This is a genomic window from Defluviimonas salinarum (assembly GCF_026013545.1).
In the GTDB taxonomy this organism is placed as follows: Bacteria; Pseudomonadota; Alphaproteobacteria; order Rhodobacterales; family Rhodobacteraceae; genus Albidovulum; species Albidovulum salinarum.
Genome location: NZ_JAPDOG010000002.1, coordinates 225,879 through 238,295 on the forward strand (window position 1 = coordinate 225,879; position 12,417 = coordinate 238,295).

Here is a 12,417-nt window from a genome sequence, read left to right on the forward strand (position 1 = left end):
CGAAAACACGAACGATACGCGTGACCAAGTACCAATGTCGTGGCCGGCAACCGGCACGACGCGATTAACGGGTGTTCTGTATGGCCGGAAGGATTTCACATCGCGAACCCTCGCTGGCGCGGGCCGGCAGCCGGGGGCTCTTTCTTGCGACCCTCATCTTCAGCGTTTTCACCAACCTCCTGATGCTGACGGGTCCGCTCTTCATGCTTCAGATCTATGACCGGGTGCTGGGATCGCGATCGGAAGAGACGCTGGTCGCGCTGTCCATCCTCGTTGCCGGCCTCTTCGCCCTCTACGGGCTTCTGGAATTCGCGCGCGGCCGGGTGATGTCTCGCGTCGGGGCCCGCTTCCAGGCCTCGCTCGACGACCGCGTCTTCCGCGCGGTTCTCGAGGATGTAGCACTCCATCACCGTGGCAAGGGAGGGATCAGGGCGACGCAGGATCTCGATTCCATCCGGACCTTCTTCACCGCGCCGGTCCTGCTCGCGCTGTTCGATCTGCCGTGGACGCCTGTCTTCCTGACGGCAATTTTCATCTTCCATCCCTATCTCGGCTGGCTCGCGGTCGCGGGCGGCACCTGTCTCATTCTGGCGACGCTTCTGAACCAGCTCATTACCGCGAAGAAGGTCGCCGAGGCCCAGAAGCAGTCCATCGTGGCGCTGAACTTCTCCAAGCAATCCGAAGGGGCGGGCGAGCTCATCTGGGCGCAGGGAATGGTCGGCAACATGGTCCGGCGGTGGACCAGCCTTCAGGATGCGGCGCTCGACGGGACGATCCGGGCGAATGACTGGACCGGCAGTTTCAGCGCCTTCACCAAGGCGTTCCGCCTGTTCCTGCAATCGGCGATCCTGGCGCTCGGCGCCTGGCTGGTGCTGCAGGGCGAACTGACGGCCGGCGCGATGATCGCGGGGTCGATCCTGCTCGGCCGGGCGCTGGCGCCGATCGAACTGGCGGTTTCGCAATGGCCGGTTGTGCAGCGGGCGCGCGCCGGATGGACCGCCCTCGGCGGATTTCTGTCCGCGGTTCCCGCGCGCGACGAACCGACCCAGCTTCCTGCGCCGGCCGCGCGGCTTGAGGTCCGGGGCATCAACGTCGCGGTCCGCGGGTCGGACCGGCCGGTCCTGCAGGGGGTCAGCCTCGACGTCGCGCCCGGCGAAGCGATCGGCGTCATCGGCAAGAGCGGGTCGGGGAAAACCTCGCTGGCGCGGGTGATCCTCGGCCTCGTGGCGCCGCAATCGGGGGTCGTCAGGCTCGACGGCGCGACGCTCGATCAGTACGGGCCCGAGCGGCTCGGCCAGTTCATCGGCTATCTGCCACAGGAAATCCGGCTCTTCGACGGGACGGTGGCGGAGAACATCGCGCATATGGCGCCCGATCCGGACACCGACCGGGTGCTGGCCGCCGCCATGAAGGCCCGCGCACACGAGATCATTCTCGGGCTTCCCAACGGCTACGATACCCGGACCGGCGAATCCGATGCACAGCTTTCGGGCGGTCAGAAGCAGCGTGTCGCGCTTGCCCGCGCCCTTTACGCCGACCCGGTTCTCCTGGTTCTCGACGAGCCGAATTCAGCGCTCGACGCCGAAGGCTCCGAGGCGCTGAACGCCGTGATCGAGGCCATGAAAGCCGACCAGCGCGCGGTTGTCATCATGACGCACCGGCCGACGGCCATTTCGGCCTGCGACCGGCTCCTGATCCTCGATGGAGGCAGGGTGGCCGCCTACGGCCCACGCGACGAGATCATCAAGTCGATGATCCGCAATGCGAGTGACGTGCAACGTGTGGTCACCCGGAGGGCGCCGTGATGACGCAAGATCCGAACCGCGCCCGGTGGAGCGCGCGTCTGCCGCTCGTCATCGGATTCGCCGCATTGGCGATGCTGACCGGGGGGATCGGCGCCTGGAGTGTCGGGACGAGTATCGCGGGCGCGGTGGTCGCGCCCGGAGTCCTCGTGGTGCAGTCGAACCAGCAGGTGATCCAGCATCCCGATGGCGGCGTGGTCGGCAACATCCTCGCGCGCGATGGAGACATGGTCCGGCAGGGCGACATAGTCGTTCGCTTCGATGGCACGTTCCTGCGCTCCGAACTGTCGACGGTCGAGCGCCAACTGCTGGAGATATTCGTGCGACGGGCGCGACTGGAAGCGGAACGCGACAACCTGGAAGCGCCGGTCTTCACCATCGACGACAGTTTCGCTGCACTCGATCCGGTTTGGGTCGAAGGCCAGATCAGGGGTCAGAAATCGCTCTTCCTGGCGCGCCGCGACTCGATCGCCAAGGAAACCGACGGGCTACGGGAGCAGGTACGGCAGATCGAGAACCAGATCGAAGGCGTCGCGGCGCAGCTTGTGGCGCTGAAGCGGCAGCTCGTCCTGATCGCGGAGGAACTGCGCAACCAGAGCGCGCTTTTCGACAAGGGGCTCGTTTCGGCGTCACGCGTGCTTGAACTGCGCCGTGAGGAAGCGCGGCTTCAGGGCGAGATCGGCCGCCTCACCTCGTCGACAGCCGAGGCGCGCGCGAGGATTTCGGCCACCGAGATCGAGATCCTGAAGCTCTCCGACCGCCAGCGCGAAGACGCGATCACCCAGATACGCGATCTCCAATACGCCGAGATCGAGCTCCAGGAGCGGCGCCTGAGTCTGCAGGTACGTCTCACCCGTCTCGATGTCCGGGCGCCTGTCGACGGCGTGGTCTTCGACTCGCGGGTCTTCGCGCTCCAGTCCGTGATCCGCGCGGCCGAGCCGATGATGTACATCGTACAGGGCGACCAACCGCTGCAGGTGAAAGCGCGCATCAACCCGGTCCATATCGATCAGGTTCAACCCGGCCAGGACGTGATCCTCCGCTTCACGACCTTCGACAGCCGCACGACCCCGGAAGTGCACGGAACCGTGAGCCGCGTTTCGGCCGACGCTGTGACCGACGAGAAGACCGGCGCACAATACTACGAGGCGATCCTGACGCCCGATCCGAACGCGTTCGAGGACCGGCCCGACCTGACGCTTCTCCCCGGGATGCCGGTCGAGAGTTTCTTGCGGACTGGCGATCGAACGCCGCTATCCTACCTGACCCGCCCCATGGTCAATTACTTCAACCGGGCATTTCGCGAAAGCTGAAGGCGGCGGGCACTAGCCCTGCGGGCACCCGACGCGACGGGAAGCCCGCAACGGATCTCGGGATCGCTCCACGTCCGGCGCGGCCTTGCTCGACGTCGCTCGGGGTGTGAGCCGACAACGAGACTTGTCGCCGCCCGGCCCCGGTCGACGCGGGTGATGGCGGACCAGTTCCGCTCGCATCCGCCCGCCGGTTTCCGCGACCGGTGATGCCCCGGCAACTCGTGGGGGCCGACTTCGTGAAGCCATGAGCGCGCCGGAAAGGGCTGCGACGGCAGTCGCCCGATTCGCCCCCTTGCGGTGGGGCGGCCCGTGCAAGGGGTGGATATGTGGCACAATCGCCGCTATTTCAAAGGATTGCCCTCTTGGCGTGGACGGTGAGGAGGATGCCGGCCAGCCTCCGGTGCCCGGAACTATGAGTTTCTTGAACAAACCTTATGATTGACCGGCGAGGCCTGTCGGCTTGCCACTTTGGGATTAGGCATATCCTCTTGTGGTGAATCGAAAAGTAGTGTCAAATAAGTGTTATATTTGTCACATAATTTGTAGGGGTACCAAGTGCATATGTTGATGATGCCCGCTTTCCGACGAAACATTTTCGGCGATTTCGGGAGGGCTCCACAATGACTGCGGCCTTCTCAATTGCAATCATAGAAACCGATTGCATCATGCGCGAAGGGTTGATGCGCGTGCTCAGCCGGCGCCCTCTCAAGATGGTCGATGCGTGGTCCAGCGTGGAAGAAGCTTCGGCCGCCGCGCATCCGTCGGACGCACTCGACGTGATCCTCGTGAGCCTTGTCCGGCAGGGCAGGCTGGAGCCGGACGAAGCCGAGCTGCTGCGCCAGAGGTACCCGTCCGCGCACATCGCCCTGATGGTTGAACAGAATTGCGAGACCGTGGCCCCCATGGCGGCCGCGGCGCGCGTCGATGGGGTGCTCCTGAGCACGAGCACCCCGGCAAATCTCGTGAAATCCCTGGAGCTGATCGCGCTCGGCGAGCATTTCTTCCCGATGCCGGTCGGCTGGGATGACGTCAGCGCGCAAGCGGCCGACGAGGCGGAGACCTCCGGCCCCGAACTTCTCGAAAAACTGTCGGTGCGCGAGAGGCAGGTGCTGGACGGGCTCGCCAGGGGCGCGCCCAACAAGGTGATCGCGCGCCATCTCGACATATCCGACGCCACCGTGAAGGTGCATGTGAAGTCGATCCTGAGAAAGACCGGCGCTACCAATCGAACTGAAGTTGCGCTCTGGGCGCGAGAGGTTGGCGTCGGCGAGCATTGATGCCGCCGATGCTCTCCAACTGGTTCAGATGGCCCGCCACACGGCGCGGGTCACGTCGGCCGCAGACTCCTCGATGGTGCGGTCGGTGTCGACGGTGATCACCGGCACCGGTCCGAAACCGGTCGACGTCTCCATCCGCCAGCGCCGCAGCACGGCGTCCGCATCGGGACCGCCCTCCTTCATCCGGGTCGCGTCGCGGCGAACCGCGGTCTCGCGCGAAGCCGTCAGGCGGATCACCAGATCGGGGCGTGGCAGACCCAGGTAGAGTGCGCGCTCCCGCCGCATCAGCCAACGCTTAAGGCCCGAGTCGCAGGCGGCGATCGCGGCATCGTTGAAGCAGCTGCTGTCGATGGCGCCGGGCGTCTCGGAAGGGTAGCGGTCGGTGACGATAATCGTCCCGCTCGCGGCGGCCTTCCAGCACTTCCGGATCAGCGCCCGCCGGTCGTAGGCGGCAAGCGTCATGCGCAACACATAGAGCAGCGAATAACGCCCCTCGCGACGGCGTTCGGGCTTTTGATACTCGCCGGAGCGCTCGCCCTTGAACAGCCGGCGGGCGAGCGGCAGAATAAGCCGCGGCGCGAAGCTCAGGAGCGTCGGAGGCGGTTTACCCACGTGGACGCGCCGCACGTCCAGCTCCCGCCCGAGACGGCGCGCGAGTTCGCCGCTCAGCGTTGACTTGCCCACCGCCTTCGGCCCGACCATTGAAACGATGAGCCCGCCGGTCCGGGGAACCAGATCGCGACGGCGGCGGAAACGACCGATGGCCATCCGCCCGACCCGGCGCAGCCGCTCGACCTCGGCGGCGATCGTGCCGATCCGCCGGCGGTTCAGCAGGCCCGATGCCAGGCGTAGGCCGAGGCCGACGCGGCGCAGCCAGGCGCGGGGCTCGGCTATGGCGGCAAGCGCGGTTTCCAGTGCCGGAGGCTCGCTCGCCGGCATCCAGGCGCGCCACAGTTCGGCCGCGCCCTGCAAATCGGCTCGGTTCCGCAACCAGTCGAGCTCGCGCACCACTTCCTCATAGCCGCGCCGGACCATCCAGATCTCCACCGGATGGAGGTGCTTGAGCAGGATGCGCAGCGTGAAGAGCGCGAGCTCTGCTTCGGGCGTTGGCAAAGGAACCGTGTCCGAAACCGCTCCGACACCGAGCAGATCCCGCTCGATCGGCAGCCGGTAACACTTGACGAGGCTGTCGCCGGTCACGACACGGAAATAGGCATGCACATGCAACAGGCGGGAGGCGGAGGCGTCCAGCGCATAGGCGTGGAACACACCGGGATGGGTCAGGCCACCGCGCGACACGGCCGGCTTGAAGCCGCATTGCGCGAGGATGACATCGAAGGCGTCGGCGTCCTCGCGGTGGACGAGAAGATCCAGATCATCTTCACCTCGCAGGCTCTCGGGCAGGCGGATGTTGCTCTTCCAGTGGCAGTACCGAAGGCCCGCCGTATTCAGTTCCTCGATCAGGGCGTGAATGGGATCCGCACGGTTATCGGGCGCGATGTTCTCCCGAGACGACGGCGTGAAGCTCAGATCCTGGTGCATGCGTCAGCTTTCCCTCAAATCTGCGACGGTGCGGCTCTTGCCACAAAAAGACCCGGCCGCAGGCCAAGCCGTGTGAAGGCGAACCACGCCATTGCTACGTTCCAGGCGACGACACCCGTCGAGATCGCAACGGCCGCGCCGAGAATGCCGAACGGCCCTGCGAGCAGGAAGCACAGCACGAGGCCGATCAGCGCCCCGCCCGAGTGCATGGCGGCGCCGGCGGTCTCGCGGCCGGTCATGGTCATCAGGTGCTGCTGCGGGCCTGCCGCGGCGGCGACCAGCTGTCCGGCCACCAGGACTGCCGCGGCGGGCGCTCCCTCGGCGAAGCCGGGGCCGAAAAAGCCAAGGAGCATCGGCATCGCGATGAGCATCGGCACGGCAATGCAGGCCGCACCCGCAAGCGTGAGCCGCGCGGCGCGCCTGGTCAACGCCTGCAGGCCATCGTGGTCGCCCTGGGCATGTAGCGAAGCCACGGTCGGCGCGAAGGCGGCCGCCACCGCCATGCGGGGCAGGGCGATCAGGATGGACAGGCTGAACGCGACGGCGAAAATCCCGGCGCCGCGCGCATCGCCCAGAAGTCCGAGGACGATGATGCCGGACCGGGCCATGACCACGTCCGCGCCCATGATGACGGTCAGCGGCAGCGCCGGGCGCATCCAGTCGCGCAACGCGGAGTGCGGGCTCACTCCATCCAGTTCCGCCGGGCGCTTGCGCCGGACTTGGACGATGGCGATCGCGAGGATCAGGCCGCCGCTTGCCGACATGGCCGCCATTGCCGTCGGTGCCGTGGCGGGTGCGAAACCAAAACCCACGAGGCCCGCCAGCAGGACAATGGCGAAGGAATCGCGGCCCAGCCGCAGTGGCGCGAGCGCGGCGACGACACTGCCGAAGGCCCGCACGATTGATGCACCGACAAGTTGAAGAGCGAACAGCGGCGTCGCGACCAGCGCAATCAGCAGGGTAACTCGCAGTTCTGGTTCCGCCCCCGTCGACAGTGTCAGCGCCATCCCGAGCAACGCGACCAGCACACTCGCGACGGCCACGATCAACGCCGTGAACCGGATCACACCCCGCATTGCGGCCCAGTTTCCCTCTGCGCGGTAGGCAGAGAGGAGCCGAAGGAGCGAGACATGGAAGCCAAGCGTGGAGAGCGTGGAGGCGACAAGCAACCAGGAAACGGCGTACATGTAGATGCCGAAGCTGTCGACGCCAACCAGGCGGGCCGTGGCAACCTGTGCCAGATAGCTGACCCCCGCACCACCGACGAGCACGGCGAATGCTCCGGCGCTGCTCGTGGAGAATCCTTTTGAGGCGAGGCCTCGGGCGCGTAACCGCTCGATGAAGGCCAACGACCACCGACGCTGCGCTGCGGGCGGTTCCCGGTCGATGACGCGTGTCACGCTTCTTTCTCCCGCATGAGTTCAGCGATACGACCCCGCATGGCTCCCGCGGCCGGACCGAGAGCTTCGCGGTCCGGGCAGGCGACCCGTATAACGGGGATTCCGCTGGCTTCGACCAGGGGCGCCAGCGTTTCAAAGATCCCGATCTGTCGGAGCGTCTCGGGAATGCCGAGCTCGAACAGACGTTCCGCCGCCGACTGAGCAGCACGGCGGTCGTGCAGCCGTCCTGCGATTGCCTCGCGTGGCGTCTCGATCCAGACGACAAGATCCGGCTGCGGCACGATGCTCAGTGCCCGCGCCAGGATGTTCAGTTCGGAGGTTCCTGAGATCGCCGCAAGCGAACCCACCGCGGTGACGAAACCCTGATCGAGAAGAGCAACTCCTCCGGCGGCGCGCTCGCGGCGCAGGCGCTGAGAGAGCTCCGACAGATACCGCCGATACCTTAGCCGTTTGAGCGGGCTCGCGGGTGGAAGCAGCGCAATAAGCCGTTCGGTCGTGTCACAGGAGCGCGTGCGGTTACCTAGATGCGGGATCGCCTGCACGATTTTTGCGCCGCGCGCCGCGACCGGGAGAAGGCGGGACCGGGCCGCGGTCTCCATTTCGGCAGGGCGGGCGCTTGCCACCAGACGTACTTCGGGGAATTCTTTGACGACAGCTTTCGCGAGCGTCGTTTTGCCTGAGGCGGAAGGGCCCACGAGTTCGACGACCAAGCCCGGCAGGTCGGCGTCCTTTTGAAAAGTGGCGGGCGATGCGGTGTACATTATGCTTCGCTCCCGGCCTTCAAGGCAGATCCGCAGCCGTGCGGAGGAGCGCTGTCCCCGGCGCCGAAACCGCGCCGAATTGTTGCGCCTCGACAATGGACTGCCGGGCAACCTGGACGACGTCGCCCGGTTCCAGCTCGAGGTCGAGCGCGGCCTCGATCGACTCCTCGGCGCTGGCGCGCACGACGGTCACGACGATCTTGCCATGCGTGCCGGCGGCTGGCGGGGCCAAGCCCGCCGCTTCCAGCCGGGCGACGAGCTCATTCAGCTTGGCGGCTTCGGCCGCGCGCTTGACCCGCGCCTGCTGGATCTCGTCCAGTAGTGACAGGTGTCGGTGGTCGTCCAGCCGCTCCAACTCGCGTGCGACCTCTATCTTGCGCCGCTCCAGTTGCATCAGGTTGGTTTCCGTCTGCAACCGGCGGGTCGCGGAGATGAGTGCCGCGCTGCGGAGGTCGGACAGGCGGGACTGGGTGTAGAGGCCCTTGCCGCTTAATTCGCGCGCCTGTTCGAGATCCGCGGCGTCGGCGACCTCGGTCTCCTTCTCCACTTCGAGCTGGCGCACCAGCACGGCCGTCTGCTGGTCAATCTGGGTAAGGGAGCGTTCCAGGAAGCTGCGTTCGCGCTCGTGATCGAGGGCGCGCGCTTCGCGTAGATCCTTCTCTACGCGCAGGATATCCTCAAGTGCAGTGTTGCGCTGCGGTCGCGGTGGCAGCTCGGCGGGCTCGAAGCCGATGTCTTCCCCGAGTTCCGTGCGCAACCGCCAGACACGAGCTTCCATCGCGGCAAGCGCGTGCCATGCACCGACGTAGTCGGCTTCGAGCCCCGCCGTGTTGACGACCGGCCCCACCGCCGGCGTCAACGCAACGCCGCCGGCGGCGGCGATGATCTGTCGAACCGTCATGCCGGGGCGGAATCTGAATTCGCCCGCCCGTGCAACGTCACCGCTGACGAACACCGGCCGATACTCGGATATCCAGGCGCTGACCTGGTCGCGTGCGAAAGAGCGCAGATGCTCCTGCCCGTTCGGCGTGTAGACAGTGACGAGGCGGCTTGTGACCACGGCGCGGATGCTCTCGCGCAGATCGGGCATCGTGCGTCCAGCGGCACGAACCTCGCCAATCAGCGGCAAACTGAGGTATCCGTCGAGTTGCACCTGCGCCTCCTGCGAGAGGTCGGGCACACCGGCAATGCTCATGGCGACGACGTCGCCGGCAAGGAGGCGGTATGCCTCGTCCGCCCGGACCCCGGTGCTCCAGAGTATCGAAGCGAGGGTGATCCCGGCAGCCGATGCAAGCGTGAAGTGCCGATGACCGATCGTCATGTCGCGTACCCCTTTTCCTCACGGACCTTCCCGTTCTTCAGGCGGGTGCGCCACCACTCGACAGTGCGAGCAAGCCCTTCCGGAAGGTCGATACGCGGCCGCCACCCCGTTGCCTGGCGCAGACGGCTGTTGTCGGCGAGTAGCTCGCGAACCTCGGAGCGTGGTGGTCGCATTCGGGCGGCCTCGGTCTCCACGGGTTTGGCGCAGCCGACGATGGCGCGGATCATCTCGATGAGGTCGCCGACCGAAACGGCATGCCCGGTGCCCGCATTGTACGGAACACCGTACAGGATCTCGGGCGTGCCGCCGAGCGCCAGGAAGGCCGAGGCGGTGTCCTGGACGTAGGTGAAGTCGCGCAACGGCGTCACATCGCCGACGCGGATGGAGCGAATCTCGGGATCGAGCGCCTGGCGCAGCACGGTCGGGATCACCGCGCGCTCGCTCTGGCGCGGGCCGAAGGTGTTGAAGGGCCGCAGGATCGCGACCGGCATGTCGTGCGAGCGGGCGAAGGATTCCGCCAGCATGTCGGCGCCGATCTTCGTGGCTGAATAGGGCGACTGACCCTGCAGCGGATGGTCCTCGCTGATCGGCACCGTGAGGGCGGTTCCGTAGACTTCGCTCGTGGAGGTGTGGACCACGCGCGGCACGTCATGCGCTCGCGCGGCCTCGAGCACGTTGAGGGTTCCGCTCACGTTGGTGTCCACGTAGGATTGCGCCGCCACGTAGGAATGCGGGATCGCGATCAGCGCGGCGAGATGGAAGACCACGTCCTGCCGTGCCGTCAGCCTGTGGATCAGCGCTGCGTCCCGCACGTCGCCGCGCACGGCGTTGACGGAGGACCGCACCGCGGCGGGCAGGTCGTCGATCCAGCCGAGCGAGTCGAAGGAGTTGTAGAGGCATAGCGCCGTGACATTGGCGCCGGCCGCGATCAGCGCCTCGGTCAGGTGCGAGCCGATGAAGCCGTCCGCGCCGGTGACCAGGACATTGCGGCCTTCGTAGGCAGACTTGGTATGCATATTCCTCATTCTCCGGGAATTCTTTTGGCGGCCGGGTCATACTCTGGATTCAGGCTTCCGAGCGAGCGGCGCCCCGTGCCACGGCCGGGAGCGCGGCGCCGCGCCGCTTTCGTGACGGACTTCCCGGCGAGCGGAACGTTGGATGCTGGCGCGGGCGTCGCGCCCAGAACCGCCAGCACGCCGCGCAACAGCCAGCCGATGTCCCGGATCGTGGTCCGATTGGGGTAGTACTGGAGGTCGAGCGTCGCCTTGGTAGGAAAGAGCACGCGCCGGTAGAAGACCGTCGGATCCTTTTCTGCCGGATAGAGATCGGCTTCGCTGCGGAATGCGACCTGGCTCGGACCGAAGATGCCGGGCCGGTGCTCCAGCACCCCGAGGAAGGCGCCTTCGAAGCAGTCCGCGAAATCCAGGCTTTCGGGGCGCGGGCCGACGAAGGCCATCTCGCCGCGCAGGATGTTGAACAGTTGCGGCAGTTCGTCGAGCTTGGTCGCCTCGAGGACCCGCCCGACCCGCGTCATCCGCGGATCGCCCTTGACCGTGAGCGGGCACCCCTGCGTCGCGGGGTTGGGGCCGAACTTGCGGAACTTGTACATCCAGAAGCGCTTCCCGCCCTTGCCGAGACGCACCTGCGCGAACAGGATCGGCCGGCCGGTCTCCAAAAGGATCGCGATCGTGATCAGGAGCATCAGCGGCGCGAGGACGATCACGCCCACGGTCGCCAGCACGAGGTCGAGCGCCCGGCTCAGGGCTTCGGATGGCGTCGGCTGTTGTGAGGCGCGGAGTGTCGTCATGCGGCGGCTCCCTTGATCGGCTGCATTGCGGCCTCGAGCACGCGCGCGGCACGCTCGACGTCCGCTTCGGTCATCTTCGGATGAAGCGGCAGGGTCAGCTCCCTGCGTGCGAACTCCTCCGTCACCGGAAGGTGCAGTTCGGGCCAGCGGTCGCGGTAATAGGAGAGTTCATGCACCGGCGGGTAATGGACCGACGTCTGCACGCCCGCGTCGGCCATCGCCGCCGCGACGGCGTTGCGGTCGGCGCCGGCCGGCAGGACGACGGGGAAGATGTGGTCGGCCGATGCGCCGCTGCGGGGCCGTGGCACGCCGAGCGCGCCGCGCGCCTGCAGGGGCGCCAGACGCCCCCGGTAGAGAGCCGCCAGTTCCGAGCGCCGCGCATTGAACGCGTCGAGCCGCGCGAGTTGCACGAGGCCCAGCGCCGCCCGGATCTCGTCCATCCGGTAGTTCCAGCCGGGCGAGACCACGTCATATTGCACGGACCGCGCCTGAAGCCGCTGGTGAGCGTTGGACGTCATGCCGTGAGCCCGCATCCGGCGCGCGCGGTCCAGCAGCGCGGGGTCGCGCATGAGGATCATGCCGCCCTCGGCGGTGGTCATGTTCTTGTTGCCGTAAAAGCTGAAGGCCGCCGCGTCGCCGTAGCTGCCGACCTCCGGCACGCCGACCGCATGGGCGGCGTCCTCGATCAGCAGGAGGCCGTGACGGTCGGCGAAGGCCCGCCAGGCCGCGCGCTCGGCGAGATGGCCGGCAAAGTGCATCAGCATCACGGCGCGGGTGCGCGGTGTCACGCGCGCCTCCGCTTTTTCAAGCGACATCAGCGGCTCGTCGAGGCTCTCGATATCCACCAGCACCGGCTCCGCGCCGGTGTAGTGGATGGCGTTCACCGTGGCCACGAAGGTCAGCGACGGCGCCAGCACCTCGTCGCCGGGCCCGATGCCGAGCGCCTCGAGCGCGAGGTGCAGAGCCGCGGTGCAGGAATTGACCGCGACGGCGTCACCGGCGCCGTGACGTTCCGCGAAGGCTCGCTCGAAAGCGGCCACACGCGGGCCGAGCGTGATCCAGCCGTCCTCGATCACCTGAGCGACGGCCGCTTTCTCCTCGGGTCCCAGGACGGGTTCTGACACGAGCAGCATCGAAATCTCCTTACTCGCACACCGTTCAGCCCACCGCTGCCAATCCTTTCGGCTTGGCTGG

At 66.8% G+C, this 12,417-nt stretch carries 10 protein-coding genes; 3 read left to right on the forward strand and 7 right to left on the reverse strand.

Annotation, left to right across the window (positions count from 1 at the left end):
• Positions 1 to 80: 80 nt before the first annotated feature.
• The 3 genes from OM960_RS03435 to OM960_RS03445 all read left to right on the forward strand — a co-directional run bounded on the left by OM960_RS03435 (position 81) and on the right by OM960_RS03445 (position 4,392).
• Positions 81 to 1,805, forward strand: coding sequence for a type I secretion system permease/ATPase (locus tag OM960_RS03435; RefSeq protein WP_263335618.1), 1,725 nt, complete (start codon positions 81 to 83; stop codon positions 1,803 to 1,805).
• Complete coding sequence (locus OM960_RS03440; protein WP_263335616.1) at positions 1,805 to 3,115, forward strand: HlyD family type I secretion periplasmic adaptor subunit; 1,311 nt, start codon at positions 1,805 to 1,807, stop codon at positions 3,113 to 3,115. The genes OM960_RS03435 and OM960_RS03440 overlap by 1 nt, the downstream gene beginning before the upstream one ends.
• Before the next feature lie 680 nt (positions 3,116 to 3,795).
• A complete protein-coding gene (locus tag OM960_RS03445) occupies positions 3,796 to 4,392 on the forward strand; it encodes a LuxR C-terminal-related transcriptional regulator (RefSeq protein WP_264771071.1) in 597 nt (198 codons plus the stop codon).
• A gap of 24 nt (positions 4,393 to 4,416) precedes the next feature.
• On the opposite strand, the gene OM960_RS03450 is transcribed toward OM960_RS03445, so the two are convergent.
• The 7 genes from OM960_RS03450 to OM960_RS03480 are packed head-to-tail and all read right to left on the reverse strand — an operon-like array spanning position 4,417 to position 12,356.
• Positions 4,417 to 5,934, reverse strand: coding sequence for an AAA family ATPase (locus tag OM960_RS03450; protein ID WP_264771072.1), 1,518 nt, complete (start codon positions 5,932 to 5,934; stop codon positions 4,417 to 4,419).
• A 14-nt stretch (positions 5,935 to 5,948) separates the two neighbouring features.
• Positions 5,949 to 7,334: an oligosaccharide flippase family protein gene (locus OM960_RS03455; RefSeq protein ID WP_263335610.1), complete on the reverse strand. Its 1,386-nt coding sequence runs from the start codon at positions 7,332 to 7,334 to the stop codon at positions 5,949 to 5,951.
• Positions 7,331 to 8,095, reverse strand: a complete 765-nt coding sequence (locus tag OM960_RS03460) for an AAA family ATPase (RefSeq protein WP_264771073.1) — start codon at positions 8,093 to 8,095, stop codon at positions 7,331 to 7,333. The genes OM960_RS03455 and OM960_RS03460 overlap by 4 nt, the downstream gene beginning before the upstream one ends.
• 19 nt (positions 8,096 to 8,114) lie before the next feature.
• Positions 8,115 to 9,416, reverse strand: coding sequence for a polysaccharide biosynthesis/export family protein (locus tag OM960_RS03465; protein ID WP_264771074.1), 1,302 nt, complete (start codon positions 9,414 to 9,416; stop codon positions 8,115 to 8,117).
• Complete coding sequence (locus tag OM960_RS03470; protein WP_263335603.1) at positions 9,413 to 10,432, reverse strand: SDR family NAD(P)-dependent oxidoreductase; 1,020 nt, start codon at positions 10,430 to 10,432, stop codon at positions 9,413 to 9,415. Before OM960_RS03470 ends, OM960_RS03465 begins: the two co-directional genes overlap by 4 nt.
• Before the next feature lie 5 nt (positions 10,433 to 10,437).
• The gene (locus tag OM960_RS03475) at positions 10,438 to 11,223 is read right to left on the reverse strand and encodes a sugar transferase (protein WP_264771075.1); all 786 of its coding nucleotides are present in this window, start codon (positions 11,221 to 11,223) and stop codon (positions 10,438 to 10,440) included.
• Entirely contained in the window at positions 11,220 to 12,356 is a 1,137-nt protein-coding gene (locus OM960_RS03480) for a DegT/DnrJ/EryC1/StrS family aminotransferase (protein WP_264771076.1), read from the reverse strand. Before OM960_RS03480 ends, OM960_RS03475 begins: the two co-directional genes overlap by 4 nt.
• Between the last annotated feature and the right edge of the window lie 61 nt (positions 12,357 to 12,417).

Excerpts from the sequence above, each read along its gene's own strand:
- OM960_RS03465 (WP_264771074.1), bottom strand. The coding sequence starts at position 9,416 with ATGACGATCGGTCATCGGCACTTCACGCTTGCATCGGCTGCCGGGATC.
- OM960_RS03450 (WP_264771072.1), bottom strand. The coding sequence starts at position 5,934 with ATGCACCAGGATCTGAGCTTCACGCCGTCGTCTCGGGAGAACATCGCG.
- OM960_RS03440 (WP_263335616.1), top strand. The coding sequence starts at position 1,805 with ATGACGCAAGATCCGAACCGCGCCCGGTGGAGCGCGCGTCTGCCGCTC.
- OM960_RS03445 (WP_264771071.1), top strand. The coding sequence starts at position 3,796 with ATGCGCGTGCTCAGCCGGCGCCCTCTCAAGATGGTCGATGCGTGGTCC.
- OM960_RS03480 (WP_264771076.1), bottom strand. The coding sequence starts at position 12,356 with ATGCTGCTCGTGTCAGAACCCGTCCTGGGACCCGAGGAGAAAGCGGCC.
- OM960_RS03470 (WP_263335603.1), bottom strand. The coding sequence starts at position 10,432 with ATGCATACCAAGTCTGCCTACGAAGGCCGCAATGTCCTGGTCACCGGC.
- OM960_RS03460 (WP_264771073.1), bottom strand. The coding sequence starts at position 8,095 with ATGTACACCGCATCGCCCGCCACTTTTCAAAAGGACGCCGACCTGCCG.
- OM960_RS03475 (WP_264771075.1), bottom strand. The coding sequence starts at position 11,223 with ATGACGACACTCCGCGCCTCACAACAGCCGACGCCATCCGAAGCCCTG.
- OM960_RS03435 (WP_263335618.1), top strand. The coding sequence starts at position 81 with ATGGCCGGAAGGATTTCACATCGCGAACCCTCGCTGGCGCGGGCCGGC.